General features: G+C 60.3%; 30 protein-coding genes. 8 read left to right on the forward strand and 22 right to left on the reverse strand.

Annotated elements, in window-relative coordinates:
- Nucleotides 1-14: 14 nt before the first annotated feature.
- Genes JBE38_RS10295 through JBE38_RS10315 form a run of 5 tightly spaced genes read right to left on the reverse strand, consistent with a single transcriptional unit; the run spans nucleotide 15 to nucleotide 3938 of the window.
- Nucleotides 15-650, reverse strand: coding sequence for an SCO family protein (locus tag JBE38_RS10295; RefSeq protein ID WP_090367723.1), 636 nt, complete (start codon nucleotides 648-650; stop codon nucleotides 15-17).
- Complete coding sequence (gene cyoE / locus JBE38_RS10300) at nucleotides 647-1546, reverse strand: heme o synthase (protein WP_205344249.1); 900 nt, start codon at nucleotides 1544-1546, stop codon at nucleotides 647-649. Before cyoE ends, JBE38_RS10295 begins: the two co-directional genes overlap by 4 nt.
- Nucleotides 1534-2613, reverse strand: coding sequence for a COX15/CtaA family protein (locus JBE38_RS10305; RefSeq protein ID WP_205344250.1), 1080 nt, complete (start codon nucleotides 2611-2613; stop codon nucleotides 1534-1536). Before JBE38_RS10305 ends, cyoE begins: the two co-directional genes overlap by 13 nt.
- Nucleotides 2614-2623: 10 nt before the next feature.
- Nucleotides 2624-3208 carry a hypothetical protein gene (locus tag JBE38_RS10310; protein ID WP_060756506.1) on the reverse strand — a complete coding sequence of 195 codons (585 nt, stop codon included), beginning with the start codon at nucleotides 3206-3208 and terminating at the stop codon, nucleotides 2624-2626.
- Nucleotides 3174-3938 (reverse strand): SURF1 family protein, encoded by a 765-nt coding sequence (locus tag JBE38_RS10315; protein WP_205344251.1) that lies wholly within the window; start codon nucleotides 3936-3938, stop codon nucleotides 3174-3176. The genes JBE38_RS10310 and JBE38_RS10315 overlap by 35 nt, the downstream gene beginning before the upstream one ends.
- A 33-nt stretch (nucleotides 3939-3971) precedes the next feature.
- Here JBE38_RS10315 and JBE38_RS10320 point away from each other — a divergent pair, with 33 nt between their 5' ends.
- Nucleotides 3972-4175, forward strand: coding sequence for a twin transmembrane helix small protein (locus tag JBE38_RS10320; protein ID WP_060756508.1), 204 nt, complete (start codon nucleotides 3972-3974; stop codon nucleotides 4173-4175).
- A gap of 6 nt (nucleotides 4176-4181) precedes the next feature.
- Here JBE38_RS10320 and JBE38_RS10325 read toward each other — a convergent pair whose 3' ends face one another.
- From JBE38_RS10325 to coxB, 4 genes are all read right to left on the reverse strand, one after another.
- The gene (locus tag JBE38_RS10325) at nucleotides 4182-5069 is read right to left on the reverse strand and encodes a cytochrome c oxidase subunit 3 (protein WP_205344252.1); all 888 of its coding nucleotides are present in this window, start codon (nucleotides 5067-5069) and stop codon (nucleotides 4182-4184) included.
- Between the two features lie 35 nt (nucleotides 5070-5104).
- Nucleotides 5105-5656 carry a cytochrome c oxidase assembly protein gene (locus JBE38_RS10330; protein ID WP_060756510.1) on the reverse strand — a complete coding sequence of 184 codons (552 nt, stop codon included), beginning with the start codon at nucleotides 5654-5656 and terminating at the stop codon, nucleotides 5105-5107.
- Nucleotides 5657-5788: 132 nt separating this feature from the next.
- Nucleotides 5789-7372 (reverse strand): cytochrome c oxidase subunit I, encoded by a 1584-nt coding sequence (ctaD, locus tag JBE38_RS10335; RefSeq protein ID WP_090367733.1) that lies wholly within the window; start codon nucleotides 7370-7372, stop codon nucleotides 5789-5791.
- A gap of 58 nt (nucleotides 7373-7430) precedes the next feature.
- Complete coding sequence (gene coxB / locus JBE38_RS10340) at nucleotides 7431-8558, reverse strand: cytochrome c oxidase subunit II (RefSeq protein WP_060756512.1); 1128 nt, start codon at nucleotides 8556-8558, stop codon at nucleotides 7431-7433.
- Nucleotides 8559-8927: 369 nt separating this feature from the next.
- Here coxB and JBE38_RS10345 point away from each other — a divergent pair, with 369 nt between their 5' ends.
- Nucleotides 8928-9575, forward strand: a complete 648-nt coding sequence (locus JBE38_RS10345; RefSeq protein ID WP_205344253.1) for a hypothetical protein — start codon at nucleotides 8928-8930, stop codon at nucleotides 9573-9575.
- A gap of 65 nt (nucleotides 9576-9640) precedes the next feature.
- Here JBE38_RS10345 and JBE38_RS10350 read toward each other — a convergent pair whose 3' ends face one another.
- The 6 genes from JBE38_RS10350 to JBE38_RS10375 form a co-directional block, all read right to left on the reverse strand.
- Complete coding sequence (locus tag JBE38_RS10350) at nucleotides 9641-11188, reverse strand: SulP family inorganic anion transporter (RefSeq protein ID WP_205344254.1); 1548 nt, start codon at nucleotides 11186-11188, stop codon at nucleotides 9641-9643.
- 85 nt (nucleotides 11189-11273) lie between these two features.
- Nucleotides 11274-12005 (reverse strand): carbonic anhydrase, encoded by a 732-nt coding sequence (locus JBE38_RS10355; RefSeq protein WP_060756515.1) that lies wholly within the window; start codon nucleotides 12003-12005, stop codon nucleotides 11274-11276.
- Between the two features lie 216 nt (nucleotides 12006-12221).
- Entirely contained in the window at nucleotides 12222-13280 is a 1059-nt protein-coding gene (locus JBE38_RS10360) for a PA0069 family radical SAM protein (RefSeq protein ID WP_205344255.1), read from the reverse strand.
- A gap of 80 nt (nucleotides 13281-13360) precedes the next feature.
- Nucleotides 13361-14671, reverse strand: coding sequence for a cytochrome c (locus tag JBE38_RS10365; RefSeq protein WP_205344256.1), 1311 nt, complete (start codon nucleotides 14669-14671; stop codon nucleotides 13361-13363).
- 12 nt (nucleotides 14672-14683) lie between these two features.
- A complete protein-coding gene (locus tag JBE38_RS10370) occupies nucleotides 14684-16468 on the reverse strand; it encodes a GMC family oxidoreductase (protein ID WP_060756518.1) in 1785 nt (594 codons plus the stop codon).
- 2 nt (nucleotides 16469-16470) lie between these two features.
- On the reverse strand, nucleotides 16471-17223 hold the full coding sequence (locus JBE38_RS10375; protein WP_104995103.1) for a gluconate 2-dehydrogenase subunit 3 family protein: 753 nt from the start codon (nucleotides 17221-17223) through the stop codon (nucleotides 16471-16473).
- Between the two features lie 266 nt (nucleotides 17224-17489).
- Between JBE38_RS10375 and JBE38_RS10380 the strand changes: the two genes are divergently transcribed.
- Nucleotides 17490-18146 carry a dual specificity protein phosphatase family protein gene (locus JBE38_RS10380; RefSeq protein WP_198761112.1) on the forward strand — a complete coding sequence of 219 codons (657 nt, stop codon included), beginning with the start codon at nucleotides 17490-17492 and terminating at the stop codon, nucleotides 18144-18146.
- Nucleotides 18147-18200: 54 nt separating this feature from the next.
- On the opposite strand, the gene JBE38_RS10385 is transcribed toward JBE38_RS10380, so the two are convergent.
- A complete protein-coding gene (locus JBE38_RS10385) occupies nucleotides 18201-18473 on the reverse strand; it encodes a YheV family putative zinc ribbon protein (RefSeq protein ID WP_205344257.1) in 273 nt (90 codons plus the stop codon).
- A complete protein-coding gene (gene prlC / locus JBE38_RS10390; RefSeq protein WP_205344258.1) occupies nucleotides 18470-20521 on the reverse strand; it encodes an oligopeptidase A in 2052 nt (683 codons plus the stop codon). The genes JBE38_RS10385 and prlC overlap by 4 nt, the downstream gene beginning before the upstream one ends.
- 101 nt (nucleotides 20522-20622) lie before the next feature.
- Here prlC and JBE38_RS10395 point away from each other — a divergent pair, with 101 nt between their 5' ends.
- Nucleotides 20623-21165: a gamma carbonic anhydrase family protein gene (locus JBE38_RS10395; RefSeq protein WP_060756523.1), complete on the forward strand. Its 543-nt coding sequence runs from the start codon at nucleotides 20623-20625 to the stop codon at nucleotides 21163-21165.
- A complete protein-coding gene (locus tag JBE38_RS10400; protein ID WP_205344259.1) occupies nucleotides 21162-21821 on the forward strand; it encodes an HAD family hydrolase in 660 nt (219 codons plus the stop codon). Before JBE38_RS10395 ends, JBE38_RS10400 begins: the two co-directional genes overlap by 4 nt.
- An 82-nt stretch (nucleotides 21822-21903) precedes the next feature.
- Here the strand turns inward: JBE38_RS10400 and JBE38_RS10405 are convergent, their stop codons facing one another.
- The gene (locus tag JBE38_RS10405; RefSeq protein ID WP_205344260.1) at nucleotides 21904-22947 is read right to left on the reverse strand and encodes an aminopeptidase; all 1044 of its coding nucleotides are present in this window, start codon (nucleotides 22945-22947) and stop codon (nucleotides 21904-21906) included.
- A gap of 126 nt (nucleotides 22948-23073) precedes the next feature.
- Here JBE38_RS10405 and JBE38_RS10410 point away from each other — a divergent pair, with 126 nt between their 5' ends.
- Nucleotides 23074-23496 (forward strand): PA0061/PA0062 family lipoprotein, encoded by a 423-nt coding sequence (locus tag JBE38_RS10410; RefSeq protein WP_090367749.1) that lies wholly within the window; start codon nucleotides 23074-23076, stop codon nucleotides 23494-23496.
- Here the strand turns inward: JBE38_RS10410 and JBE38_RS10415 are convergent, their stop codons facing one another.
- The gene (locus JBE38_RS10415) at nucleotides 23497-23736 is read right to left on the reverse strand and encodes a DUF1161 domain-containing protein (protein WP_090367751.1); all 240 of its coding nucleotides are present in this window, start codon (nucleotides 23734-23736) and stop codon (nucleotides 23497-23499) included.
- 153 nt (nucleotides 23737-23889) lie between these two features.
- Nucleotides 23890-24321, reverse strand: a complete 432-nt coding sequence (locus tag JBE38_RS10420) for an OsmC family protein (protein ID WP_060756528.1) — start codon at nucleotides 24319-24321, stop codon at nucleotides 23890-23892.
- Between the two features lie 215 nt (nucleotides 24322-24536).
- Between JBE38_RS10420 and JBE38_RS10425 the strand changes: the two genes are divergently transcribed.
- Nucleotides 24537-25538 carry an LLM class flavin-dependent oxidoreductase gene (locus tag JBE38_RS10425; protein WP_205344261.1) on the forward strand — a complete coding sequence of 334 codons (1002 nt, stop codon included), beginning with the start codon at nucleotides 24537-24539 and terminating at the stop codon, nucleotides 25536-25538.
- 58 nt (nucleotides 25539-25596) lie between these two features.
- On the opposite strand, the gene JBE38_RS10430 is transcribed toward JBE38_RS10425, so the two are convergent.
- Together JBE38_RS10430 and JBE38_RS10435 are read right to left on the reverse strand one after the other, a co-directional pair.
- Nucleotides 25597-25821, reverse strand: coding sequence for a DUF1161 domain-containing protein (locus tag JBE38_RS10430; RefSeq protein ID WP_060756530.1), 225 nt, complete (start codon nucleotides 25819-25821; stop codon nucleotides 25597-25599).
- Between the two features lie 115 nt (nucleotides 25822-25936).
- Nucleotides 25937-26152 (reverse strand): dodecin, encoded by a 216-nt coding sequence (locus tag JBE38_RS10435; RefSeq protein ID WP_005783406.1) that lies wholly within the window; start codon nucleotides 26150-26152, stop codon nucleotides 25937-25939.
- Nucleotides 26153-26306: 154 nt separating this feature from the next.
- Between JBE38_RS10435 and JBE38_RS10440 the strand changes: the two genes are divergently transcribed.
- Nucleotides 26307-26633 (forward strand): DUF883 family protein, encoded by a 327-nt coding sequence (locus tag JBE38_RS10440; RefSeq protein WP_003233664.1) that lies wholly within the window; start codon nucleotides 26307-26309, stop codon nucleotides 26631-26633.
- The last annotated feature ends 2 nt before the right edge of the window (nucleotides 26634-26635 follow it).

The following is a 26635-nucleotide window of genomic DNA, read 5'->3' on the forward strand; positions in this document are numbered from 1 at the left end:
CTCTGCGTCCCGCTTCATTTGCGCTGTAGCAAAACCGGCAACTGCGCCACCAGCTTCTGGTTGTTCAACGGCGCGCGAATAAACCCACGCTGCGTTCCATCCGGCCCGATCAGCGCCAGGTTGCCGCTGTGGTCGACGGTGTAGTTCGGCTTGCTGGTATCAGCCGGAATGAACGGAATGCTCACGGCATTCGAGACCTTCTGCACCTCCTCGACATTCGCGCCGGTCAGGCCTTGGAACTGCGGGTCGAAATAGCCCAGGTACTGTTTGAGCTGGGTCGGCGTATCGCGGTTCGGGTCGACACTGACCAGGATCACCTGCAGCTTGTCCAGCGCCTCCTTGGGCAGTTCGCTCTTGATCTGACGCAGCTGCGCAAGCGTCGTCGGGCAGATGTCCGGGCAGAAGGTGTAGCCGAAGAACAGCAGGCTCCACTTGCCTTTCAATTCGTTGACCAGCACGGGCTGGCCGTCCTGATTGGTCATGGTCACCGGCGGCAACTGGCGACTCTGGGGCAGCAAGATGATGCCGGCGTCGATCAGCGCGGTAGGATCACCCTGACCCTTGCCCGAAAGCACTTTATTGACGGTCAGGCCCATGATCAACGCGACGATGGCCACCAGGATAAACACGGTTTTTTGAGTTCGGGTCATAGGTTCAACAGTAAGTAGTGGTCTACGAGCAGGGCGATAAACAGCAAAAACAGGTACCCGATAGAGTACTTGAAGGTGCTGACCGCCGCGTGCGGCTTGCTGCCACGGTACAGCACCCAGGCCCATTGCAGAAAGCGTCCGCCCAATACCAGCGCACAGGCCAGGTACAGCAGGCCGCTCATGTGAATCACATACGGCATCAAGCTCACCGCCAGCAATGCGAAGGTATAGAGCAAGATATGCACCTTGGTGTAATGCTCGCCGTGGGTAACCGGCAGCATCGGAATATCGGCCTTGGCGTATTCCTCCTTGCGGTGAATGGCCAGGGCCCAGAAGTGGGGCGGGGTCCAGGCGAAGATAATCAACACCAGCAACAACGGCTCGGCGCTGACGTGCCCGGTGACGGCAACCCAGCCCAGCAGCGGCGGAGCCGCACCGGCCAGGCCGCCGATAACAATGTTTTGCGGGGTCGCACGCTTGAGAAAACCGGTGTAGATCACCGCGTAACCGAGCAACGAGGCCAACGTCAGCCACGCCGCCAGTGGGTTGGTAAACACCAGCAACAGAACCAGGCCCGCAACCGCCAGAAACAATGCAAAGGCCAACGCGGCCACTGGAGAGACCCGCCCCTCGGCTAATGGCCTTTTGTGGGTGCGCGCCATCACCGCATCGATCCGTCGATCCACCACATGATTGACCGCCGCCGCGCCACCGGCACACAGGGCAATGCCCAGGTTACCGAAGACCAGCACCGTCCATGGCACGCCCGCCCGGGTGGCGAGGAACATGCCCACCAGAGACGTGATGAGCATCAGCACCACTACCTTAGGCTTGGTCAGCTCCAGGTAGTCACGCCAGATCGCCTGATCGTGACGTGCGCCGATCAAGGCCGCCATGGCATTTCTCCCTTGAGCGTAATGATGCCCGACACCTGTTTGCGCGCAATGAAGCGCCAACCGAACGGCAACTGATTACGCACCTGAACCAGGCTGGTACGCGCGTGATAATTGACCAGCACCAGCGTCAGCAACAACGCCGCGCCCCCTGCGTTATGCGCAACGGCCACCGGCAGCGGCAGATGGAAATACACGTTGCTCAGGCCCAGGCCGATTTGCACCGCCAGGGCGATCAGCAGCAAGCCCGCCAGCCGGGTCATGCCCACGGCGCGCAACTGCCAGGCCAGGCCGAATAACACCACCGCGACGATAACCGCGCCGATACGGTGGGTCAGGTGGATGGCCGTGCGCGCATCACTATCAAGCTGCCCGCCCAGGTAGTTGGGGCCGATGTGCTGGGTCAGGTGAAAACCATTGGCAAAGTCCGCCGCCGGCCACCACTGGCCGTGGCACGTCGGCAGGTCGATACAGGCCACCGCCGCATAGTTGGAACTGACCCAGCCGCCCAGCGCAATCTGCCCTATCACCAGCACCAACCCTGCCGTTGCCCAATATTGCAGGCGCTTGGGCACGATCAACGCGGGCAACACGCCGGACAAGCGCAGGGTCAGCAGGAACAGCAGGCTCAGGGTCGCAAAGCCGCCCAGCAGATGGCCGGTGACCACCTGCGGCCACAGCTTCAATGTCACTGTCCACATACCGAATGCCGCTTGGGCGAACACCACCGTCAGCAAGAACAGCGGCAATTTTACCGGCTGGCCGGGGTCACGCCGATGGCTCCACGAACGCGCCGCCAACAGCACGATCAGCACGCCCAAGGTGCCGGCAAAGTAGCGATGAGTCATTTCGGCCCAGCCTTTGTCCGCCTCCACCGGCGAGTCGGGAAAATGCAGCTCGGCATGGGCCAACTGGGCTTCGGTCTTGGGCACGCTGATAAAGCCGTAGCAACCGGGCCAGTCCGGGCAACCCAGGCCGGCGTGGGTCAGGCGGGTGTAGGCACCCAACAGCACGACCAGCAGCGCCAGCAAGGTGGCAAACAACGCGAGGCGAAATCCAGGTTTGGCCATGACGATGCCCTTATCCGATGTTCGACAGTTTCAGCAGCAGGCGCAGGTCGTTGAGCAGGTCCTTGCCCTTGACCTTGGCGTCGTAGCGCAACACCAGGTTGCCGTGAGGATCGACGATCCACAGTTGCGCCTCACCCGGTGCGGCAGCGTCTTTGGTGAAGGTCGACAGGTCCAGCGCGTAGCGCTGCAGTTGCGGGTACTCGGCCTTGAGCCTGGCCTCGTACTCAGCGCTCACCGGCTGGGCACTGGCCAGTGCGTGGCTGGCCCGGGAAGCATCGCGGCCCAGGCTGATTTGCAGCTGGCGCGCCAGGTACACCAGTTGCCGGCAATCGTCGGCGCAGGGGGCGGGCGCGGTGACCAGCAGTTGCCAGCGCTCTTCATCCGCCTGCACGCCGATGTCGGCGCGGGTCTGGCCGTTGCCGATCATTTCACCGTGGTAGCTGCGACTGTCCGGCACCCAGAACTGCAACTTGTACATGAAGGTGGCCAGCACCATTGGCCCGATGACCATCATCAGGATCAACATCAGCTGCCAGCGGCCTTTGCGCCGGGCAGGGGCCTCAGACATGCTGGGTGGATTCATGGCCGCTCCCATGGGACTTCTCCTTCTTGTTGTGCCATCCGAGGTAGAGGTAAAGCGCCAGCAACGCCAGTGCCATGGCGAACCACTGCACGGCATATCCCAAGTGTTTTTCCGGGCCCATGGCGACCACCGCCCAGGTGGTGTCGTACGTACCAGGGCCGGGCTCGGCGCGCAGCTCGTAGGCGAACCCGCTACGGCCCAACTCGGCCCACAACGCGGCGGGGTGCAGGGCGGTGAGCAGGCGCGGCCATTGCCGGGTTGCCGGGTCGGCCTGCAACTGGAAAGTTTCGCCAGGGGCGACGTATACCCAGGCGTCCAGATTCACTGGGTGTTCAGGTGTCGTGAAGACCGGTGGCGTGCGCCGGTCCGGCCAGGGCAGCCAACCACGATTGAGCAGCAACCACAGGTCGCTGGCCTGGTCGTGAAACGGCTGCAGCAGTTCCACCCCCGCACGGCCGTCACGCATGCGGTTGTCGAGCAGCACGCTATGTTCGCCGTCGAACTGACCACGCAAGCGCACACGGTGGAAGGCGGGATCGGCCATGTCACCGAGTTGCGCGCTGCTGATCGGGTCGGCCACCCGCCGCTCGGCGTAACGGTCCACCAGAAGCTGTTTTTCATGGCCGCGAGCCAACTGCCAGAACCCCAGGCCCACCATCAACGGCAGCAGCACCAGCACCACCAACGTGGGAGCGATACCGGGGCGAAAGCGCGCGATAGCACTGGCTATACTGGTTTTCATCGCCCCTCCCTATAAACGCCCTGGAGCCAGACCATGCTCAAAGCCGCCATTGCCCTGATGCTGATTGCGACTGTCGTGAGCCTGTTCAGTGGCTTGTTCTTTCTGGTCAAGGACGAGGGCCACTCCAACCGCCTCGTCACTGCCCTGACCGTGCGTGTCGTCCTGGCCGCAATCACCGTGGGCTTGATCGCCTGGGGCTTTTTCAGCGGCCAGCTGGTTTCTCATGCGCCGTGGTAAGGCACCTCACAGCACATAAACGAAGAAAAACAGGCCGATCCACACCACATCCACGAAATGCCAATACCAACTGGCCGCCTCGAAGCCGAACTGATGCTCGGCATTGAAATGCCCACGCAAGATGCGCATCAGCATCACAAACAGAATCAGGGTTCCGATGGTCACGTGAGCGCCATGAAAGCCTGTGAGCATGAAGAAGGTTGCTCCATACACCCCCGAACCCAGGGTCAGGCCCAGCTCCTTATAGGCATGCATGTACTCCTCGGCCTGGAAGCCCAGGAACGCCCAACCCAGTAGCACGGTGAGCGCCAGCCATAATTTCAGCGCGCCACGATGACCTTTACGCAACGCGTGATGGGCAATGGTGATGGTCACGCTGGAGCTGACCAGCAAGATCGTATTCACCAGCGGCAAGCCCCACGGACTGATGGTGCCTTCCGGCGGCGGGAAGAGTTTCGGGTCCGGATTGTTGAGCAGCGGCCAGGTGAATTCGAAATTCGGCCACAGCATGTGTGCGATGCCTTTATGACCCTCACCGCCCAGCCATGGCCCGGACATGTGCCGTACATAAAACAGCGCACCGAAGAACGCGATGAAGAACATCACCTCGGAGAAGATGAACCAGGTCATACCCCAGCGAAACGAACGGTCCATCTGCGGGCTGTACAAACCGGCGCGACTTTCCTTGATCACCGCGCCGAACCAGCCGAACAGCATGTAGGCCAGCAGCAGGCCACCGACGAAAAAGATCCACGGCCCGTGGGATTCCGGGCGCGCCGCCTTCAGGTCGTTGAACCACACGCCCAGGCCGTACACGGTGATCAACATGCCAAACGTGGCAATTATGGGCCATTTGCTTTGCGCTGGTACGTAGTACGTATCATGAGACGACATGTATTCGCTCTCCTGATTGAGGGGGCAAACAGTAGCTAGCCGCCGCTGCGGACGGCCACCGGCGGCTGGCGCGCAGTGATGTCAAACAGCGTGTACGCCAGGGTCAGATGCTTTACATCCTTGGGCATCGCCCGGTCGACGATGAAGCGCACCGGCATCTCGATACGCTCACCTGGCTGGAGCACCTGCTGGGTAAAGCAAAAGCATTCGGTCTTATGGAAATACATCGCCGCTTCGGCCGGCGAAATGCTCGGCACCGCCTGGGCCGTCATAGCTTTGTCGGTGGGGTTGTAGGCCACGAACAGCATCTCGGTGACCGCTCCTGGGTTGACCACTACCTCGTCAGCCTTGGAGTGAAACTCCCAGACCATATCGATCGCGTTGGTGGACAAGAACTGCACGCGCACCTGGCGCGTCGGGTCGACCACCTGCTCACCCTCGTACTGCCCTGCGGTCTTGCCGTTGATGCCGAACGCCTTGCACATCACGTCGTAGATCGGCACCAGGGCGAAGCCGAAAGCGAACATCGCCACCACCAGGATCAGCAGTCGCGTGACCAGGCGCTTGATCGGTACTGACTCAAGCATGGCGCATACCCAATGTGGGAGGCGAGTTGCTCCCGACAGCCGTATCACTGCAAATAATAGTGTCGACTGGCACACCGCCATCGGGAGCAAGCCCCCTCCCACAGGGAGCCGGTTCGCCATACAGAAGGGGGTTCATTTGACCTCCGGCGGCGTGGTGAAGGTGTGGTACGGCGCGGGTGAGGGGATACTCCACTCCAGGCCCTCGGCCCCGTCCCACGGCTTGGCCGGCGCAGGGGGGCCGCCGCGGATGCACTTGATCACGATGAACAGGAAGAAGATCTGCGTGGCGCCAAACATGAATGCACCGATGGACGACACCATGTTGAAATCGGCGAACTGCAGGTTGTAGTCCGGCACCCGGCGCGGCATGCCGGCCAGCCCGACGAAGTGCATCGGGAAAAACGCCATGTTCATGCCCACGAAGGACAGCCAGAAGTGCAGCTTGCCCAGGGTTTCGTCATACATGTGACCGGTCCATTTCGGCAGCCAGTAATAGGCCGAAGCGAAGATGCCGAAGATCGCCCCAGGCACCAGTACGTAATGGAAGTGCGCCACCACAAAGTAAGTGTCGTGGTACTGGAAATCCGCCGGAGCGATTGCCAGCATCAGCCCGGAAAAACCGCCGATGGTGAATAGAATCACGAAGGCCACGGCGAACAGCATCGGCGTCTCGAAGGTCAGCGAGCCTTGCCACATGGTGCTGACCCAGTTGAACACCTTCACCCCTGTCGGCACCGCGATCAGCAGCGTGGCGTACATGAAGAACAACTCGCCCACCAACGGAATGCCGACCACGAACATGTGGTGCGCCCACACGATGAACGACAGGAACGCAATGCTCGCCGTGGCGTACACCATCGAGGTGTAGCCGAACAGCGGCTTGCGCGAGAAGGTCGGGATGATCGAGCTGACGGCGCCGAAGGCCGGCAGGATCATGATGTACACCTCCGGGTGGCCGAAGAACCAGAACACATGCTGGAACAGCACCGGGTCACCACCACCGGCCGCGCTGAAGAAGCTGGTGCCGAAGTGGATGTCCATCAGCATCATGGTCACACAACCGGCCAGTACCGGCATCACCGCGATCAACAGGAACGCCGTGATCAGCCAGGTCCACACGAACAGCGGCATCTTCATCAGCGTCATGCCCGGCGCGCGCAGGTTGAGGATGGTGGCGACCACGTTGATCGCGCCCATGATCGAACTGACGCCCATGAGGTGGATGGCGAAAATAAAGAACGTCACGCTTTCCGGCGCGTAGGTGGTGGAGAGCGGGGCGTAGAAGGTCCAGCCGAAGTTCGGCCCGCCGCCCGGGGTGAACAGGGTCGAGACCAGCAGCAGAAACGCCGCCGGCAGCAACCAGAAGCTGAAGTTGTTCATGCGCGGCAGGGCCATGTCCGGCGCGCCGATCATCAGCGGGATCATCCAGTTGGCCAGGCCGACGAAGGCCGGCATCACGGCGCCGAACACCATGATCAAGCCATGCATGGTGGTCATCTGATTGAAGAACGCCGGCTGCACAATCTGCAGGCCCGGCTGGAACAACTCGGCACGGATCACCATGGCGAACGAGCCGCCAAGCAGGAACATGGTGAAGGCAAACCACAGGTACAGGGTGCCGATGTCTTTGTGGTTGGTGGTCAGCACCCAGCGCATCAGGCCCTTGGCGGGGCCGTGGGCATGGTCGGTATGACCATGGTCGATCACAGTGCTCATGGCCGTTCTCCTGCACGCGAGTGGGCGGATGGGTTCAAGGCATACGCAGTGAAGGCAGTCATTGGCTTTGCGCCTGTTTCAGGGCCAGCACGTCTTTGGGCGTGACCATGTCGCCTTTGTTATTGCCCCAGGCGTTGCGTTCGTAGGTCACCACGGCGGCGATATCCACTTCCGATAGCTGCTTGCCAAACGCAGCCATGGCGGTACCGGGCTTGCCGAAGTAGACGCGGTGCAGGTGGTCTTCCTTCGGCCCGGTGGCGATCGGCGAGCCTTTGAGTGCCGGGAACATCGGCGGCAAGCCCTGGCCTTCGGCCTGGTGACAGGCCACGCAGGTGGTGTGGTAGATCTTGTCGCCACGGGCCACCAGTTCGTCGAGCGTCCACTCTTTGGAGGTCAGTTCCTGCAGCTTGGCCGCTTCTGCTTTGCGTTCGCCAAGCCAGGTGTCGTAGTCGGCCTTGGATTTGACATCGACCACGATCGGCATGAAGCCGTGGTCCTTACCGCACAGCTCGGCGCACTGGCCACGGTAGATGCCGGGCTTCTCGATACGGGTCCAGGCCTCGTTGACGAAGCCGGGGATGGCATCGCGCTTGACCGCAAAGGCCGGCACCCACCAGGAGTGGATCACGTCGGCAGCCGTCACCAGAAAGCGCACCTTGGCCCCCACTGGCAGCACCAGCGGCTGATCGACTTCCAACAGGTAATGCTCGCCCTTGGTGGCCTGGTTATGAATCTGCTCGGCGGGCGTGGCCAGGTTGCTGAAGAATTCCACATCCTGGCCCAGGTATTTGTAGTGCCACTTCCACTGATAGCCGGTGACCTGGATATCGATATCCGACTCACTGCTGTCATAGATGTTGATCAGGGTCTTGGTCGCCGGAATGGCCATGGCCACCAGGATCAGAAAGGGCACCACGGTCCAGAGAATCTCCACGGTCGTACTCTCGTGGAACTTCGCCGCCACTTGGCCGGTAGAGCGACGGTGCAGGATCATCGACCAGAACATCGCGCCAAACACGACGATGCCGATCACCACACAGATCCAGAAAATGGTCATGTGCAGGTCGAACACGGCGTGACTGACTTCAGTCGCCCCTGGCGCCATATTCGTTGTCCAGGCGGCGTGCGCCTGGCCGAATACCGACCACAACAGGAGGCCCATCCAAACATGTGGATGTCGCGTCATTGCGGGTTCCCCTTTATGTTTCTTGTTATCCCGCCGGTTTGCACCTGCGGCGAAGGGAGCGGCTTCCATACTGCTTACAACCGCCAAGCCTTGCCTGCTTCATGCAGTTGGGCGTCATCAGCTAATTGCGTACAAATCCGAGTATAGACAGCACCTGCAACCCCGCAATGTGTAGGGGCAAATCAACAAAAATCGACGGGCGGAGCTAATAAAACAGGGGGCGCAAACGTTTATCCGACGCGAGATGGCAATTCGATATAACCGCTGTGCATAACCATGAAATAATTATGACAAATGCATCTTAGGTGCTCGTATAAACGAGCTACCTTATCCTCTCCCTTTTCCTACGCCTGTTTCACTGGAGTTTTCATGAACACCGCCGCATTGCGCGAGCAGATTTCCCGTGCCCATCAACACGAAGCCACTACGGGCCAGCTTGCCCAGCAGCTGGAAAAACAATTGCCGCACCTGCATTCGGCCATCGCCTTGGCTGACGGTGATCGCAACATTGTCATGACTCGCTTCGTGACGGCCTACATCGACCTCGTTCCCGATTTGCTGGAAGCCGCCAACGACGTGGCCCGCGAAGCCGGCATTGAAAGCCAGATCAAGCCGGTGCTGAAGATCGCCGAGCACTTCTTCCTGCAGCCCCCTGCAATACTGGCAGGGCACGAGGGCCTCGACGGCCTGCTGGACGAAGCCTACCTGGCCCATCGCCTGGTGGAAGAGGTCAACGATCTGTATATCAAGCACTTCGGCCAACCGCTGATTCCAACCGATACCACCGTGGCCAATTTGATTGCTCACCAATTGATCGGCGAGCAATTCGCCAATCAGCTGGATGAGGCGGTGCATCTGGCGGTAGATGAAATGCTCAACGAAGAGAACTTTGCGCTGGAGTCGGTAGAGGCCTATCGCGAGACACTCAAAAGCCCGGATACGGAAGCGGCGTGGAAACGCTGGCCGTGCCTGTCGCGGCAGCTGGGGGTGGAGTTATCGCTGGATCAGCCTGCCTGAATTTTCCGGCCTGCAAAGATCAAGTGTGGGAGGGGGCTGGCCCCCGCCCACAGTTTCCGGCTGAATCAGGTAGTAGAAGGCGCCGACCCGATCCCCACGGTGGTACGCACCCTACCTTCCAAACGTCGTTTCAACCCACGCGCCTCGATCACCAGCGTCGACCCCTTGGCCGCATTCGCCCGGCCCCATTCCTCCAGCAACTCCAGGCAGGAATGGTCGATATAACTCAGGTTGTTCAGCGGCACATGCACGGTAGTCCCCGCCGGCACTGTCGACAGCACCTGGGTCAGTACCGGCACCTTCAAGAAGGTCGCCGCACCCGTCAGGCGCAACTCCATCTCGCCCTCTTGCGGCAGGTCGATCAGGCTCACCTTCAAGCGTGACGCCTTGAACGCCAGCTTCACCAACGTGAGCCCGAAGCCCACCAGCACGCCCGTCAGCAGATCGGTGAAGATGATCGCCAACGCCGTCGCGGCATAGGTGAACATCGGCATGCGCCCATAGCGTCCCAGCGCCTTGAACGCCTTGATGTCCACCAGTTTGATCCCGGTATACACCAACACACCCGCCAGACTCGCCACCGGAATACTTTGCAGTACGCTCGACAGCAGCAAGACGAAAGCCAACAGCCACAAACCGTGGAACATGGCCGACATGCGGGTGGTGGCGCCGGCTTGCACGTTGGCCGAACTGCGTACGATCACACCCGTCATCGGCAACGCGCCGACCAGGCCACACAGCATGTTGCCCACGCCTTGAGCCGACAACTCCTTATCGAAATCGGAGCGCTGGCCGCTGTGCATCCGATCGACCGCCGCTGCAGAGAGCAAGGTCTCTGCGCTGGCAATAAACGCCACAGCAAACGCGGCGATCAACAACTGTGGATCGGCCAGGTTCAGCAGATCGCTGGGGCGCAGCCAGTCGATGGCATCGGCAAGGTTTTCCGGCACTTGCACGCGCTTGACCTGCAAGGCCAGCACCAGGCTGACAACGGTCGTCAGCCCCACACCCAATAGGGCGCCGGGAACGAAACGCAGGCTTTGCGGGCGCAATTTATCCCACCCATACATCACCAACATCGTCGACAAGCCGAGCAGGCCGGCCTGCCAACCAAGGCCACCGCCAAGGGTCGGCATCGCCTCGCCCAGCGCAGCCGGAAAGCCCGCCAGGTTCGCCAGCCCCGAGGGCTGGGGCGCGCCGTCGAGCATCACGTGAATCTGCGACAGCACGATCAGTACGCCGATCCCCGCCAACATGCCGTATACCACTGCCGGCGCCGTCACGCGGAACCAGCAACCCAGGCGCAAGCGGCCCGCCACCAGTTGCAGAAACCCCGCCAGCAGCAAGATCGGTCCCAGCATCACCATGCCGTGCTGGCGTACCAGTTCAAACACCAACACCGCCAACCCCGCGGCCGGGCCACTGACCTGCAACGGCGAGCCCGCCAACCAACCCACCACCAGGCCACCGATGATCCCGGTGATCAGCCCCTTGGCCGGCGGCATGCCGGAAGCGATCGCAATGCCCATGCACAGGGGCAGGGCAACCAGAAACACAACCACGGAAGCCAGCAGCTCCCGTGGCAGTACAGCTTTCAATTGAGCAGCACGCATGATGACTCTCCCGAGGCATTCGCCGGGCGCGGCAAAGCCTGGCTGCATCCATGGCAGCCACCGCTCTACCCGGCAGGGAAGTGTTTTAAAAGCGCGCTTTAGGCGTCGCGGAAGGGATCGGCTCGGTGCCGTTCAACGGTCGAAATGCCGCTGTTTCCGCATCGTAGGCCCGGATTTCGCTGGTCTCGATGTTGTAGATCCAGCCGTGGATGAACAAGTGACCATTGGCCATGCGCGAAGCCACGGACGGGTGGGTGCGCAAATGTTGCAGTTGGGCGATGACGTTTTCTTCGGTCACCAACTTCATGCTCTCGCCTTCAGTGGCGCAGTCGCAGTTGTCATGGACCATGGTCTTGGCGACCTCGGCATGACGCAACCAGGCTTTGACCGTCGGCATCTTTTCCAGCGTGTGCGGGTTGAGTACCGCACGCATGGCGCCGCAATCGGAATGCCCGCACACAATGATGTGCTGCACACCCAGGGCGAGTACCGCGTACTCGATCGCGGTGGAAACACCCCCGTTCATCTGGCCGTAGGGCGGCACTACGTTGCCGACGTTACGGGTCACGAACAGGTCGCCAGGGGAGCTCTGGGTGATCAGTTCGGGCACGATGCGCGAGTCGGCGCAGGTAATGAACATCGCTCGTGGGCTTTGGGCCGTGGCGAGTTTCTTGAAAAGCTCTTCCTGCTGCGGGAAGACGTCGTGATGGAAATGCAAAAAGCCGTCAACGATATGCTTTAGCGCTGCATCGGCGGATTCCGCCACCTGAGGGGCTGAAGCCGACGCAGCCAACGGCTGTTTATCCTTGTCACTCATGATTCATCCTCTTGATTAATGCAGGGGGAGTATTCAGGTCAGATCGACGCCAGCCAGTAAAATTCCTACAGCGGCGACGCAGACTTATCAGTCACTCGCGGAACAAGGTAACCATCGAAACTTAACTCAAACTGAATGAACCGCTCTAGATCGCGGGTTTCAGTGATATCAAAACGCGACTATTCCTACATAAACAGTGCGACATTCCTAGGCAGTTTACAGCAATGCCATTTGTCTGCCCGGTGGGCAGAACGCTGTGCAGTCCAGGTTGAAGCCTTCCCGACGGTTCAGGCCCAACCGCTTGAGCGCCTTGCTGAAGCGCTGCGCCAGCAAATCGGCAAACGGCCCTTCGCCGCGCATGCGCACGCCGAAACGGCTGTCGTACACCTCGCCACCCCGCACCTGGCGCACCAGGCTCATCACATGGGCCGCACGCTGCGGGTAATGCGCGGCCAGCCACTCCTCGAACAGCGGCGCCACTTCCAGCGGCAGGCGCAGCATCATGTACGCCGCGCTTTGCGCGCCGGCCGCGTGAGCTTCAGTGAGCAGGCTTTCGAGTTCGCTGTCGTTGATCATGGGAATCATCGGCGAACACAGCACCCCAACCGGGATGCCCGCCTCACGCATCACCCGAATCGCCCGCAACCGCGCCTTGGGCGCCGCCGTGCGCGGCTCCAGGATGCGCTTGAGTTCGTCGTCCAGGCTGGTGAGGCTGATCATCACCGCCACCAGGCGCTGGCGGGCCAACTCGGCCAGCAGGTCAAGGTCGCGCAATATCAGCGAGCCTTTGGTGATAATCGTCACCGGGTGCCGGTAGCGCAGCAGGACTTCGAGGGTTTGCCGGGTGATCTTGTACTCACGTTCGACAGGCTGGTACGGGTCGGTGTTGGACCCCAGGTTGATCGGCGCGCAGACATAGCCGGGCTTGGACAACTGTTGCTCCAGCACATCGGCGGCATTGGTCTTGGCGATCAGCCGGGTTTCGAAATCCAGCCCTGGCGACATGTCCCAATAGGCATGACTGGGCCGTGCATAGCAGTAGATACAGCCATGCTCGCAGCCGCGATAGGGGTTGATCGAACGATCAAACGGCAAGTCCGGCGAGTTGTTGCGAGTGATGATGGACTTGGCCGTCTCGATACGCACTTCGGTGCCTTGGGTCGGCGGCACCTCCTGAAACCAGCCGTCGTCCTCGGCCACGCTGACGGTAGGCGCAAAGCGGTTGTGCAGGTTGGTGGCCGTGCCCCGGCCACGGGGCGGCAGCGCAGTAGACATGAAAACGCCTCGATACTGTTTTTATATACAGTATCGAGGCGCAAGGTTTCTGACCAGTGCCGTTTGGCGGCCATTGCGGATCAGTGCTTGTTCGTCACTTGCCCAAGGTCATCGCCGGAGGTGGTGCGCATATCACTCTTGCGCAGGTTTGCCACGTCGCTGGCCTTCACGGGGGCCCCCTTGTTACCCCAGCTGCCGCGAACGAAACTGACCACATCCGCGACTTCCTGGTCCGACAGACGCCAGGCGAACGCGGGCATGGTGAAGGTCGACGGCGCGGTGTGGGTCGCCGGCAAGGTGCCGCCATTCAACACGATGTTGATCAACGACGTGGCATCCGTCGTCTGCAGTACCGGGTTACCCGCCAACGCCGGGAACACCCGCGTATAACCATGGCCGTCCGTGCGATGGCAGGCCGCGCAATTGTCGATGTAGACCGACGCGCCCGGCTTGCTGTCATCGCCTTTCCACAATGCCTCAGCCACCTGTTTGTCGTACTGGTGCGGCTGATCCTGCGGATCGACCGCCGGCAGGCTCTTGAGGTAACGGGCGATCGCCGTCAGGTCATCTTCCGACATGTACTGCATGCTGTGGACTACAACGTCGCTCATGCCACCAAACACAGCGCTGCGATCACTGCGGCCGGTCTTGAGGAATTGCACCAGTTGCGCTTCGCTCCAACTGCCAAGGCCGTCCTTGTGGTCGCCACGCAGGCTTTTCGCGATCCAGCCTTCCAGTGGCGCACTGCCGGACAGGAACGCGTTGCCGTCAGTCGCACTCAGGGCTTTTTCCTGCATGGTCAAGGCACGCGGTGTATGGCAAGCGCCGCAATGGCCGAGACCTTCTACCAGGTAAGCGCCACGGCTGATCACCGGGTCGGCCGCAGCCTGGGCCGGTTGCGCCTGAACAGCCGGGGCAAACATCCAGCGCCACGCCGCCAAAGGCCAGCGCATGCTCAAGGGCCAGGGAATCTCGCTGTCCTTGTTCGCTTGGGCGACCGGCTCGACACCCTTCATGAAATACGCGTACAAGGCCTGCATGTCGCTGTCGCTGACGCGTGCATAAGACGGGTAGGGCATCGCCGGGTAAAGCGTACTACCGTTCTTGGCGACGCCATGGCGCACGGCCTTGTCGAAGTCTTCGAAGCTGTAGTCGCCCAGGCCCGTCTTGTCCGGCGTGATGTTGGTGGAATAGATCACGCCGATCGGGGTTTCCATCGGCAGGCCACCGGCAAAGGGCTTGCCGCCCTTGGCGGTGTGACAGGCCACGCAGTCGCCGGCGCGGGCCAGGTATTCGCCCTGTTTGATCAAATCGGTTTCAGCCGCACTGACCGAGCAACTGCTGAATAACCCCAGTGAGGCCGCCAGAGAGGCGATAACGAATGCTTTCATGCTCATCGCTCCTTATGCCTGTACCAGCGGGCCGGGGTTTTTCAGGTACTGCTCGCGGATCGCCCGCGCCGACCAATAGGTCAACGCCGCCACCAGGCCGGTAGGGTTGTAGCCCAAGCCTTGTGGGAACGCGGAAGCCCCCGGAACAAACACGTTGTGCACATCCCAACTCTGCAGATAGCGGTTCAACGCACTGGTCTTCGGGTTGGTGCCCATGATCGCGCCGCCGTTGAGGTGGGTGGTCTGGTAGGACGCCGTGTTGAAGTGCTCCCCGACCTTTTTACCGAGTACGGCAATGGCTTTGGGGTTCATCGCTTCGGCGACCTTGCCCATCTTCTCGATCATGAATCGGTTCATCTTGATGTCGTTTTCCTGCCAGTCGAACGTCATCCGCAGCAGCGGTTGGCCGTACGCATCGCGGTACACCGGGTCCAGGTCCAGGTAGTTACCCCGGTAGGATTGATGGGCGCCGTGGGCATCCATCGATACTTGGTGGGTGTAGTAATCGGCAGTGGCGCGTTTCCAGGCACTGCCCCAGGCCGGGGTGCCCGGTGGGTTGGAGGTACCGGCAATCGGCCGGCTACCCGCCTGGTTGACCCACATCGGCGAGCCGCCCACAAAGCCGTGTGGCCCATGGTCGAAGTTGTCCGCGTTGAAGTCGTCGATGGCCACGCCATTGCCGCCCGCACCGATGAAGTTGTTGGTGTGGGTGTCCTTGTCGAAGAAGGCTTTGATGGTACCCATGTTCTGGTAGGCGAAGTTCCTGCCCACCACGCCCTCATTGGTAATCGGGTCGTAGGGTTTGCCGATGCCCGACAGCAGCATCAAGCGCACGTTATGGAACTGGAAGGCGCCGAGGATCACCAGATCCGCCGGCTGCTCGCACTCCCGGCCCTGGGCGTCGATGTAGCTCACGCCGGTGGCTTTTTTCCCGGTGCTGTCGAGGTTGACCTTGAGCACGTGGGAATTGGGCCGCAGCTCGAAATTCGGCACCTGGCGCAGAGCCGGCAGAATGTTTACGTTCGGTGAAGCCTTGGAGTACATGTAGCACACGTAACCGCTGCAGAAACCGCAGAAGTTGCACGGCCCCATCTGCGCGCCGTAGGGGTTGGTGTACGGCCCCGACGTATTGGCCGATGGCAGGTTGTAAGGCTTGTAACCGACCTCGGTAGCGGCTTTCTGAAACAGCTGAGCGGAAACGGTATTTTTTTGCGCCTCCAACGGGAACGGGTTGGAGCGGTCCGGCGCATACGGGTTGCCGCCCCGGCCTTCACCCACCAACTGGCCTTTGACGGTCCAGGCCTGGCCGGAGGTGCCGAAGACTTTTTCCGCATAGTCGAAAAAAGGCTCCAGCTCTTCGTAGCTGACGCCGAAGTCCTGGATGGTCATGTCTTTGGGAATGAAATTCTTGCCGTAGCGCTCTTCATAGTGGCTGCGCATGCGCAGCTCGATCGGGTCGACGCGAAAATGCACCCCCGACCAGTGCAAACCCGCACCACCTACGCCATTGCCCGGCAGGAACGCACCCAACTGACGGTTAGGCAGGGCGACATCATTCACACTGTGGCGAATGGTCACCGTCTCCTTGGAGATGTCCTGAAAGAGTTTTTTACGCACGCTGTAGGTCAGTTCGTCGATGACCTGGGGATAGTTGCCGTCCGGGTAAGTGTCCTGCATCGGGCCGCGCTCCAGCGCTACCACGTTGAGGCCAGCCTCCGTCAGCTCCTTGGCCATGATCGCGCCGGTCCAGCCAAAGCCTACGATCACCGCATCCACTTTCTTCATGATGGTCGCCACGTTTATGCCCTCTCGCCGCGGATGGAAACAGCCGGGAAGGGGTATTGCTCGTTGCGTTCCACCCAATCCATGAAATCGGCGCGGGCGCCGGGGAAGCCGATCATGGTCCAGCCGACCATACCTTTGTTGCCCCCGTGGATCGGGTCGCAAAAGAAGCCTTCCTTGGTGTTTTGCAGCAGCAGGTTGAAGAACATCTTCGCCGGCACCGCTTCAAAATGTGCACTCACTTCACTGCCGCCCGCCTCAAGACGACGCAACATGTCATCCTGGGTAGCGCTGTCTTGCGCAGCAAAAACTTTACCGTTGAACGCTTTCGACCATGCATCCGTCGCGGCGATACCCAGGCGATAGATCTCCTTGGGCACCAATTTGCTCTGCCAGCCCATCTCGGGAGCTGCATCGGCATTGAACGGGCCTTGCATGAACCACAGCGCGCCACTGGCGTAAGGCGTGTTCATCTGACGGTCGATATATTCCGGGGCTCCCGCTTCCAATGCGCCAGGGCCCTGGGCATCGGCGGGAATCAGTCGGGCGACGGCAGCGTTGATAAACGCCCATTCTTCAGCGGTGAAATAACTCGGCTCGTAGGCTTTATCGCTCGCAGGCACCTTGGCCGGTGCCGCCTGGGCGGGCTCCGGCGTGGCCATCAGCATTGAACCGCCAAGGCTGGTGCTGGCAACCGTGACCACCGGGATCAAGGTCAAGGATTTGCGCAAAAAGTCGCGCCGCGGGTTGTCTTGATCTTGATCAGACATGGGGGCACCTCATCATGGGGTCACGGGTTTGTCCGCCACTTCTGGGAGCAGCGTGAAGGCATGGATTCCCAGGCATGACACATCCTGGCAACCAATAGTTACAAATGATAGCAGCCTAAGGATTTGGAATAGTCAACTGAGCTGCAAAAAAACAGCAGATCAGTACCGACTGTTCACAATTCTTTGACGAGGGCCTCACGCCCTGTTGACCGCCTGTAGGCGAATCTGTGGCCCATCAGCCATTTCCCTATTCGGTTACAAAGCGCATGTTCAAGATTCGATTGCTGCCCGCCTTCGGCCTGGTGTTCATGGCACTGTTCGCAAGCGTTCACGCTCAAGCCGAGGACGCCCCATCGACGCGCTCGCCGGAATGGGCCCAGCCCGTGGGCGACCAATTCAACCTGCACCAGATGACGCCCACGCTCTATCGCAGCGCGTTGCCGGACAGCAGTGCAGTGCCTGTGCTGGAAAAACTCAAGATTGGCACGGTCATCAACTTCCTGCCGGAATCGGACGCCAGCTGGCTGAAATCGACGGATATCAAACAGGTTCAACTGACCTATCGCACCAACCATGTCGACGACACTGACGTGCTCGCGGCCCTGCGCGCCATTCAGCAGGCCCAGGCCAACGGCCCGGTGTTGATGCACTGCAAACACGGCTCTGACCGCACCGGCCTGATGGCTGCGATGTATCGCGTGGTCGTGCAAGGGTGGAGCAAGGAAGATGCGCTGAACGAAATGACCCTGGGCGGCTTCGGCACCAGCAATGGCTTCAAGGACGGCGTTCGCTACATGATGAAAGCCGATATCGACAAATTGCGCACCGCCTTGGCCAATGGCGATTGCAGCACCAGCGCCTTCGCCCTGTGCTCGATGAAAAGCTGGATCACCACTTCGCAAAGTGACGAGAAAAAGCTCTGACTACACGCTGTTGAGTCGCAAAAAAAAAGCGGGGCACTGGGTGCCCCGCTTTTTTTAGTCTTTTTTCAGCTTCGGATTAGGAAAAAACTGCACCGCCTGCACCTTCGGGTCAGGCGCTTCCAACGCCGATGTATTGACCCGCGTGCCCAACTCCCTGGGCACCGACAGCCCTTGATCATTGAGCGTATCGGTATAGCCGCAGGCCACGCATTCACGATGTGGCACGCTGTCCTCGGTCCACATCTTCAGCTTGTCCGGCTCGCTGCACGCCGGGCAGACCGCCCCGGCGATAAATTGCTTTTTGGTAATCACAGGCCCTTCACTCATGCTGCCGCGTCCTCACTCAGGCCGCTGTGGCGCAAGAGTGCGTCAATCGACGGCGCGCGTCCGCGGAAATCGACGAACAGCACCATCGGTTCCTGGGAACCGCCACGGGCCAGGATCGCCTCGCGGAAGGCACGGCCAGTCTCGGGATTGAGCACGCCGTCTTCTTCAAATTTGGAGAAGGCATCCGCCGACAGCACTTCGGCCCACTTGTAACTGTAATAACCCGCCGCGTAACCGCCCGCGAAGATATGCGCGAAGCTGTTGGGGAAGCGGTTGTAGGCCGGCGGGCGCATCACCGAAACCTCATCACGCACGCCTTCGAGCACCTGCGCGACGGTGCGGCCATCGCCGTGGGTGGCGTGCAGTTCGAAGTCAAACAGCGAGAATTCCAACTGGCGCACCATCATCAGGCCCGACTGGAAGTTCTTCGCCGCGAGCATTTTCTCCAGCAAGTCCTGCGGCAGCGGCTCACCGGTTTCATAGTGACCGGAGATCAACGCCAGGCCTTCCGGCTCCCAGCACCAGTTCTCCATGAACTGACTCGGCAACTCCACCGCATCCCAGGCCACGCCGTTGATGCCGGACACGCCGGCGTGCTCAACGCGGGTCAGCAGGTGGTGCAGGCCGTGGCCGAACTCGTGGAACAAGGTGGTCACTTCGTCGTGGGTCAGCAGCGCAGGCTTGCCGCTGTCGGCCGGGGTGAAATTGCACACCAGGTTAGCCACCGGGCTTTGCAGCACGCCGTCGATCGTGCGGCGACGGTCGCGGGCGCCGTCCATCCAGGCACCGCCACGCTTGTTGGCGCGGGCGTACAGGTCGAAGAAGAAGCGGCCGACATGCTGGCCGTTTTCCTTGATTTCAAACAGACGCACGTCCGGATGCCAGGTATCGAAACCTTTTTGCTCGGCGATCTCGATGCCGTACAGACGCTGCACAATGGCGAACAACCCGCTCAACACTTTGTCGATCGGAAAGTAGGCGCGCAGGGCCTCCTGGGACACGCTGTAGCGCTGCTCACGGAGTTTTTCACCGTAGAAACCGCTGTCCCAGCTTTGCAGGTCGGCGCAGCCTTGTTCGGCGGCGTAAGCCTTGAGCTGTTGCAGGTCCTGAGCGGCAAACGGCTTGCTGCGCTTGGCCAGGTCACGCAAGAAACTCAGCACCTGGTCACTGGACTCGGCCATCTTGGTGGCCAGGCTCAGTTCCGAGAAAGAGGCGTAGCCCAGCAGTTGAGCAAGCTCCTGACGCAGGTCGAGGATCTGTTCCATCACCGGCCCGTTATCGTTCTGACCGGCATTCGGGCCTTGGTCCGACGCACGGGTGCAATAGGCCGCGTAGACTTCCTCGCGCAGGGCGCGGTCCTGGGCGTAGGTCATCACCGCGTAGTAACTCGGGAACTCCAGGGTGATCAGCCAACCGTCGAGCCCCTTGGCCTGGGCGGCAGCGGCCATTTGCGCCTTGGCCGAGTCGGTCAGGCCAGCGAGGCGGGCCTCATCGGTCACATGCTTGGTCCAGGCCTGGGTGGCGTCCAGCAACTGGTTGGAAAATTTGCTGCCCAGCTCCGACAGCTTGCTCTGCACTTCGGCGTAACGTTTTTGCTGCTCAGGCGGCAAATCGATACCCGACAGGCGGAAGTCACGCAGGGCATGTTCCAGGATAGTTTTTTGCGCCACATCGAAGCCGGCCGCTTCCGGGCTGTTGGCCAAGGCTTCGAAAGCCTGGAACAGTGCGCGGTTCTGGCCCATTTCAGTGGAGTAGGCGCTCAACGCAGGCAGACATGCCTCGTAGGCTTCGCGCAGTTCGGCGCTGTTGCACACGGCGTTGAGGTGGCTGACCGGGCTCCAGGCGGCGCCCAGGCGGTCGTTCAGTTCGTCCATCGCCAGGACCAGCCCGGCCCATGTCGGATTTTTACCCTGGCTTTGCAGGATGCCTTCGATGGCGACACGGTTGTCGGCGAGGATCTGTTCGATGGCCGGCTGGACGTGCTCGGCACGGATCGCCGAGAACGGCGGCAGGTCGTAGGACTGCAGAAGTGGGTTGTTCGCGCTCACGGTTGGCACCTTGGCTGAGGAAACGGATAAGACAAAGATGGGGCCATCTTAATTACAATCAATGCCCACCGCAGCTATCAGCAAAAGAGAGAGAGGCTATCGTGACCCTTCGCAGCTATCAGAACCACACGCCAACCCTGGGCGCCGGGGCGTTTGTCGATGTTTCGGCGGTGGTGATCGGCGATGTCGAAATTGGCGCCGACAGCTCGGTATGGCCATTGACCGTGATTCGCGGCGACATGCACCGCATCCGCATCGGTGCGCGCACCAGCGTGCAGGACGGCTGCGTGTTGCACATCACCCATGCCGGCCCCTTCAACCCGGACGGTTTTCCACTGCTGATCGGCGATGACGTGACGGTCGCCCATAAAGTCATGCTGCACGGCTGCAGCGTAGGCAGCCGGGTGTTGATCGGCATGGGCAGCATCGTCATGGACGGTGCCGTGGTCGAAGATGACGTGATCATCGGTGCTGGCAGCCTGGTGCCGCCAGGCAAGAAACTCGACAGCGGCTTTCTGTACGTGGGCAGCCCGGTTAAACAGGTCCGCGCACTGACTGACAAGGAGCGCGCCTTTTTCACCTACAGCGCCGCGAACTACGTGAAGCTCAAAGACCTGCACCTGGCCGAAGGATTCGATCAATGACCTTGCATTACCCCACCGTACTGTTCGACCTGGATGGCACCCTCACCGACCCGCGCGAGGGCATCACCCGCTCGATCCAGTACGCCCTCGGCAAGCTCGGCATTGATGAGCCGGACCTGACCAAGCTGGAACACTTCATCGGCCCGCCGCTGCTGCAAGCGTTCATGCAGTACTACGGTTTCGATGAAGCCAAGGCGTGGGAAGCGGTGAACTTCTACCGCGAGCGCTTCAAGGTCACCGGGCTCTATGAGAACCGCGTGTTCGACGGCGTGATGCCCTTGCTCGAAGCGCTGAACGACCAAGGCCGCCAGCTATATGTGGCGACCTCCAAGCCGTGGGTATTTGCCCGCGAGATCGCGCGGCATTTCGACTTTGCCCGGCACTTCAAGGTGATCTACGGCAGCGAGCTGGATGGTACGCGCACCAACAAGGTCGAGCTGATCGCTCACTTGATGCACGAAGAGCAGCTGGACCCGGCCACCACCTTGATGATTGGGGATCGCAAGCATGACCTGATCGGTGCACGAAGCAATGGGTTGGATTCGGCGGCGGTAGGGTATGGGTTTGGCAGTTTTGAAGAGCTGAATGCCGAGAAGCCGACTTGGCATTTTGAAACCCTGGATCAGATGCATCAGGCGTTTATGCGGCGCCCTTGAGGGCGCTATCGGGAGCAAGTCGAATCGTCGCACCGAGCGTACACAGTGAAAATGTGGGAGGGGGCTTGCTCCCGATAGGGCCCTAGAGGCCAGCACCTTCCAACTGCTTCAACGCCACCTTGCGCTGCGCCACCGGCAACCCGCCCAGCTTTTCCACCGCCGCAAAGAACTTCACCCAATCCCCACCTTGCTGCCTGAACAACGCGGCAAACGCAGGCACCCACTGGTCATACAGCCCGAACGGCAATAGCCGCGCGTTGTTCATCGGCTGGTTGATCCACCCGTCATACCGCTTATCGCCACCCCACTGGCTGTCGCGCATCCGCCGGTACTCACTGCGCAAGCGCTCGAATTCCGCCGCCTTGGCCTGGCGCATCACGTCCGCGGCCAATGGCTGGGCGTAGAGTTTTTCCAGGCGTTTGCGGGTGTCGAGGATCAGCCGGATAAATTGATCACGTTGCAACAACGCCGCATCACCCACCGGCGCCAGACCGCGTGCCGCACGCCATTGACGGGTGCCTTCCTGCTCCACGAAGTTGGCGTAGGACTCATTGAACTCAGTGTCGTCCTTCACATAAAAGCGCTGGTGCGCCAGCTCATGGAAGATCAGCGTCGCCAGGCGCTCATCACCCCAGTTCATCATGGAGCTCATGATCGGGTCATCGAACCAACCCAGGGTCGAATAGGCTTCTACGCCGCCAATCGACACATCCATGCCACGCTGGCGCAACAACGCCGCTTCACCTCGCGCCGCGCTTTGGTTGTAGTAACCGCGATAAGCCACGCAGCCGGCGATGGGGAAGCAATGGGTCTCGGGCGAGAGAGAAAATTCCGGCGTGGCGAAGACGTTCCAGACTACATAAGGCCGACCAATGTCGGCATACAGCCGGTAACTCCGGTTGTCAGGCAGGTGCAAGTGTTCGCTGGCAAAGGCCCGCGCCTTCTGCGCTTGCTTGAGGTGATCGCGCAATACCTGTGGGCGAGACGGGTCTGCGATGACCTCGGAAACCGGCTCCCTGGCCCGCAATAGTTGCCACTGGCCGCTGGCCAATTGGCTGTAATAGCTCACACTGGAACAGCCGCTGAGCAGCACCACCAGCAACCCTGGAAGAAAACGCCTGACCATGCCCCAATGACTCCTGGGTAAATTGCCCGCCAGACTAGCCTGCCTGCGCGGCATTTTTCCATGGCGTGGCATGTTTATACTGGTGGCGAGCCTGCTTGTATCTTTCCCACCGCCTGAGTGCCCGCCATGCGCCAGCTTTTGTTTTGCACCACTGCCTTGTTTCTCAGCGCTTGCGCCTCAACCCCGATTCCCCCGGTCGACCCGCATCAGGCCTGGATTGATTTCGCGACGCCGACGCCGGGCGCCAAACTGGTCATGGCCCAGCGCCTGGACGGCAAGAACCTCAACGACGGACGCTTCTTCCAGGTGCCACCCGGCAGCCATGAGCTGATGGTGCGATTTGATTTTGAGGTGCCCACGGGTGGCAGCTTGGGTGGCCTTGGGCAGATGACTGACCGTACCTGCTTCATTACCCTGCAGTACGATCATTTCGAGGCTGGCCAACGCTATCGCCTGGAGGGGCGCTCATTGGCCTACACGCCGAATATCCGTTTGTATAACGCCGCCCGCCAATTGCTGGCTGAAGAGCGCAGCGTCAACTGCCTGTGATCAGTCGTTGTTTTTTTGGTAGATGATGCGCTTGGTGCCGTTTTCACAGGAACCGACAATCATGGCGATGTCATGCTTCTCGGCTTCTTCGGCGGTGATGATTTCCAAGGTGTAGGACGGAATCGCCTTGGCCTGGATCTTCACCTCGATCTCTTTCCTGAGCTCTTCACAATCTTTTGGCGCGGCCACAACCGAAGTAGCCAACGCACCGCAAATGATCGCCAAGGCAAAACGTTTCATGTGTGAAGCTCCCTGAATGCCTGCGCACGGGTGTGCGCTCGAGGCTGCATAGCCTATACGACCGCATCCGGGAAACACGAGTTCTGATTTAACGCAGAACAAAGTGTGGAAGGGGCGGTGCGGCTTGGCCCCTTCCACATTGGATGGGCTGAGTCAGTTGACGAGCGTGGCATCCAGGCTGATTTTCGCATTCAGCACCTTGGATACCGGGCAGCCTTCCTTGGCCTTTTTGCTCAGCTCATCGAACTGCGCCTGGCTCGCGCCCGGGATCTTGGCTTTCAAAATCAAATGCACGGCGGTAATCGCAAAACCACCGTCCACTTGGTCCAGGGTGACCTCCGCCTGGGTGTCGATGCTGTCAGCCTTGAGACCTGCATCGCCAAGAATCATGGAGAACGCCATGGAGAAACAGCCGGCATGGGCAGCGCCAATCAATTCTTCAGGGTTGGTGCCTTTGCCGCCCTCGAAACGTGCCTTGAAGCCGTAGGGCGCTTCGCGCAACACGCCGGTTTCGGTCGAGATGGACCCCAGGCCTGTCTTCAGATCGCCTTCCCAATGAGCCGATGCTTTTTTCTTGATACTCATAGCTATCTCCTCGAACGGTGGTTTTGCGTCAGTAGGGTTCTGAGGATAGAAGCTTTTGCAAAGTTCACTTTGTCGGAAAAACCTAGTGCGCCAGTAGGAAATTTATGATCACCTATTGAATCTCGGGTATATGCCCTCATTGCATGAACATGCACAGAAGCGGCAGGTTTTGGTTGGTCTATTTAAGCCTGCGCACCCAATGGAGAAGCTGGCTTATGAAATCGCTGTCGGACGTGAAGTTCTCGACCCTCGACCTCGTACCTGTACAGGCTAATGGCAGTCCGGCCCAGTCATTGCGCAATTCCCTGGACCTGGCCCAGCACGTAGAAAAATTCGGCTACAACCGTTTCTGGGTGGCTGAGCACCACAACATGGATGGCATCGCCAGCTCGGCCACCTCAGTCCTGTTGGGCTACCTGGCCGGTGGCACCTCGACCATCCGTGTCGGTTCCGGCGGCGTGATGCTGCCCAACCACGCGCCGCTGGTGATCGCCGAACAGTTCGGCACTCTGGAAAGCCTCTACCCCGGCCGTATCGACCTGGGCCTGGGCCGCGCCCCCGGTTCCGACCAGATGACCGCCCGTGCCCTGCGTCGGGAGCGTTCCGGCAGCGCCGACGATTTCCCGGAAGACGTGGCCGAACTGATGGCCTACCTCGGCCCACGCACGCCTGACCAACGGGTGATCGCCGTGCCGGGGACGGGCACCAACGTACCGGTGTGGCTGCTCGGCTCGAGCCTGTTCAGCGCGCAGTTGGCGGGAGAGCGGGGGTTGCCCTACGCCTTCGCCTCGCACTTCGCTCCGCGCCTGATGCATGAGGCTATTCGCGTCTACCGCAATCACTTCAAGCCTTCAGCCGTGTTGGATAAGCCCTACGTGATGCTCGGCATTCCGCTGGTAGCGGCCGATACCGACGAACAGGCCGATTACCTGGCCACCTCGGTGTACCAGCGCATCCTCGCACTGATGCGCGGGCAGAGCCTGGTGCAGCGCCCACCGGTGAAAACCATGGATGGCCTGTGGCTGCCGCATGAGAAGGACGCGGTTGGCAGCTTCCTCGGCCTGGCGATGGTGGGTAGCCCGGCGAAGATCCGCGCCAAACTGGAAGTGTTGATCGAGCAGACCGGCGCCGATGAGCTGATCTTTACGTGCGACCTGTACGAACACGCTGATCGCATTCATTCCTACGAGCTATTGGCGCAGTTGATGAAAGCCTGAAGCCAGGCGAAAAAAAACCGACGCACTTGCGTCGGTTTTTTATGTCTGGAACACGGAATCAACCGCGCTTGTAGACAATTTCCTTGGTGCCGGCTTCGCAGCTGCCAATCACTTTGCCATCGGCGGCAGCGCCTTTAGCGACCACATCCAGCGAGTAATGCTGAACGCCTTTCGCATCAAGCTTGGCTGCGAGTTCGCTTTTCAGCTCTTCACAAGGCTTGCCAGCTGCCATTGCTGTGCCGGCAATGCTCAACAAACTTACCGCTAACAGAAACTTCTTCATCCGTTACTTTCCTTGCGCTGATCGAAAAGAGCGTGCCGACGCACGTTGCATCGGCACCCTAAGGTTGTAGCGCAGGTTATGGCAATCGGCCAGTCAGCAAGTTCAACCGGCGAGATCAACTACTGGCAATTCGGAACCCCACCTTGAGCGTGACCTGGAAGTGCGCGGCCTTGCCGTCCTTGATGTGACCGCGGGTTTCAGTCACTTCAAACCATTCCAGGTGCTTGATGCTCTTGTTGGCCTCGGCCAGGGCATTGTTGATGGCGTCTTCGATGCTGGTGGTCGAAGAGCCGACCAGTTCGACTTTCTTGTAGGTGTGATGATCAGACATGGCGTTTCTCCTGAGGGCTTTAGTCAGCGTAGCAGTCAATGTTGGTAATGCTTCTGGCGACTGCTCGTAGGTAAAAGTTCAGATTTACTGCACTTTCTGAAACCGCCGCAGTCGGTATCTACACACGTCACTCAATCACTTCAGGAGAGTCCAAATGGCCAACACTTCTCTACGCAAAGCCTCGCTGGAAAGCATGGAAGCGGAGATTTCCAGCCTGCTCAAATCCCTTGAAAGCCTCAAGGATGATGCATCCGATGAGTCGCGCAAAACCCTGAAGGCCCTGAAAAGCAATGCCGAGAATGCCCTCAAGCACTCCCGCCACCTGATCAGCGACGCCTACGAAGAAAGCAAAGTCAAACTGCGTGAAACCGGTGTTGCTACCCGCGACTACGCACAAGAGCATCCCTGGACAACCGCCGGTGTCGCCGTTGGCGCGCTGGGCCTGCTGGCCGCTTACCTGCTGTGCAAACGCGGTGACTGATT

This window comes from Pseudomonas sp. ICBG1301 (assembly GCF_016918385.1).
Classification (GTDB): domain Bacteria; phylum Pseudomonadota; class Gammaproteobacteria; order Pseudomonadales; family Pseudomonadaceae; genus Aquipseudomonas; species Aquipseudomonas palleroniana.

What these genes read in the sequence shown, in the direction of transcription:
- JBE38_RS10355 (WP_060756515.1), bottom strand. Translation starts at nt 12,005, where the DNA reads ATGAGTGACAAGGATAAACAGCCGTTGGCTGCGTCGGCTTCAGCCCCT.
- ctaD (WP_090367733.1), bottom strand. Translation starts at nt 7,372, where the DNA reads ATGAGCACTGTGATCGACCATGGTCATACCGACCATGCCCACGGCCCC.
- cyoE (WP_205344249.1), bottom strand. Translation starts at nt 1,546, where the DNA reads ATGGCGGCCTTGATCGGCGCACGTCACGATCAGGCGATCTGGCGTGAC.
- JBE38_RS10430 (WP_060756530.1), bottom strand. Translation starts at nt 25,821, where the DNA reads ATGAAGAAGTTTCTGTTAGCGGTAAGTTTGTTGAGCATTGCCGGCACA.
- JBE38_RS10325 (WP_205344252.1), bottom strand. Translation starts at nt 5,069, where the DNA reads ATGTCGTCTCATGATACGTACTACGTACCAGCGCAAAGCAAATGGCCC.
- JBE38_RS10320 (WP_060756508.1), top strand. Translation starts at nt 3,972, where the DNA reads ATGCTCAAAGCCGCCATTGCCCTGATGCTGATTGCGACTGTCGTGAGC.
- JBE38_RS10365 (WP_205344256.1), bottom strand. Translation starts at nt 14,671, where the DNA reads ATGAAAGCATTCGTTATCGCCTCTCTGGCGGCCTCACTGGGGTTATTC.
- JBE38_RS10350 (WP_205344254.1), bottom strand. Translation starts at nt 11,188, where the DNA reads ATGCGTGCTGCTCAATTGAAAGCTGTACTGCCACGGGAGCTGCTGGCT.
- JBE38_RS10435 (WP_005783406.1), bottom strand. Translation starts at nt 26,152, where the DNA reads ATGTCTGATCATCACACCTACAAGAAAGTCGAACTGGTCGGCTCTTCG.
- JBE38_RS10330 (WP_060756510.1), bottom strand. Translation starts at nt 5,656, where the DNA reads ATGCTTGAGTCAGTACCGATCAAGCGCCTGGTCACGCGACTGCTGATC.
- JBE38_RS10375 (WP_104995103.1), bottom strand. Translation starts at nt 17,223, where the DNA reads ATGTCTGATCAAGATCAAGACAACCCGCGGCGCGACTTTTTGCGCAAA.
- JBE38_RS10440 (WP_003233664.1), top strand. Translation starts at nt 26,307, where the DNA reads ATGGCCAACACTTCTCTACGCAAAGCCTCGCTGGAAAGCATGGAAGCG.
- JBE38_RS10380 (WP_198761112.1), top strand. Translation starts at nt 17,490, where the DNA reads ATGTTCAAGATTCGATTGCTGCCCGCCTTCGGCCTGGTGTTCATGGCA.
- JBE38_RS10315 (WP_205344251.1), bottom strand. Translation starts at nt 3,938, where the DNA reads ATGAAAACCAGTATAGCCAGTGCTATCGCGCGCTTTCGCCCCGGTATC.
- JBE38_RS10425 (WP_205344261.1), top strand. Translation starts at nt 24,537, where the DNA reads ATGAAATCGCTGTCGGACGTGAAGTTCTCGACCCTCGACCTCGTACCT.
- JBE38_RS10310 (WP_060756506.1), bottom strand. Translation starts at nt 3,208, where the DNA reads ATGGGAGCGGCCATGAATCCACCCAGCATGTCTGAGGCCCCTGCCCGG.
- JBE38_RS10305 (WP_205344250.1), bottom strand. Translation starts at nt 2,613, where the DNA reads ATGGCCAAACCTGGATTTCGCCTCGCGTTGTTTGCCACCTTGCTGGCG.
- JBE38_RS10400 (WP_205344259.1), top strand. Translation starts at nt 21,162, where the DNA reads ATGACCTTGCATTACCCCACCGTACTGTTCGACCTGGATGGCACCCTC.
- JBE38_RS10410 (WP_090367749.1), top strand. Translation starts at nt 23,074, where the DNA reads ATGCGCCAGCTTTTGTTTTGCACCACTGCCTTGTTTCTCAGCGCTTGC.
- JBE38_RS10415 (WP_090367751.1), bottom strand. Translation starts at nt 23,736, where the DNA reads ATGAAACGTTTTGCCTTGGCGATCATTTGCGGTGCGTTGGCTACTTCG.
- JBE38_RS10345 (WP_205344253.1), top strand. Translation starts at nt 8,928, where the DNA reads ATGAACACCGCCGCATTGCGCGAGCAGATTTCCCGTGCCCATCAACAC.
- JBE38_RS10360 (WP_205344255.1), bottom strand. Translation starts at nt 13,280, where the DNA reads ATGTCTACTGCGCTGCCGCCCCGTGGCCGGGGCACGGCCACCAACCTG.
- JBE38_RS10405 (WP_205344260.1), bottom strand. Translation starts at nt 22,947, where the DNA reads ATGGTCAGGCGTTTTCTTCCAGGGTTGCTGGTGGTGCTGCTCAGCGGC.
- coxB (WP_060756512.1), bottom strand. Translation starts at nt 8,558, where the DNA reads ATGACGCGACATCCACATGTTTGGATGGGCCTCCTGTTGTGGTCGGTA.
- JBE38_RS10385 (WP_205344257.1), bottom strand. Translation starts at nt 18,473, where the DNA reads ATGAGTGAAGGGCCTGTGATTACCAAAAAGCAATTTATCGCCGGGGCG.
- JBE38_RS10295 (WP_090367723.1), bottom strand. Translation starts at nt 650, where the DNA reads ATGACCCGAACTCAAAAAACCGTGTTTATCCTGGTGGCCATCGTCGCG.
- JBE38_RS10420 (WP_060756528.1), bottom strand. Translation starts at nt 24,321, where the DNA reads ATGAGTATCAAGAAAAAAGCATCGGCTCATTGGGAAGGCGATCTGAAG.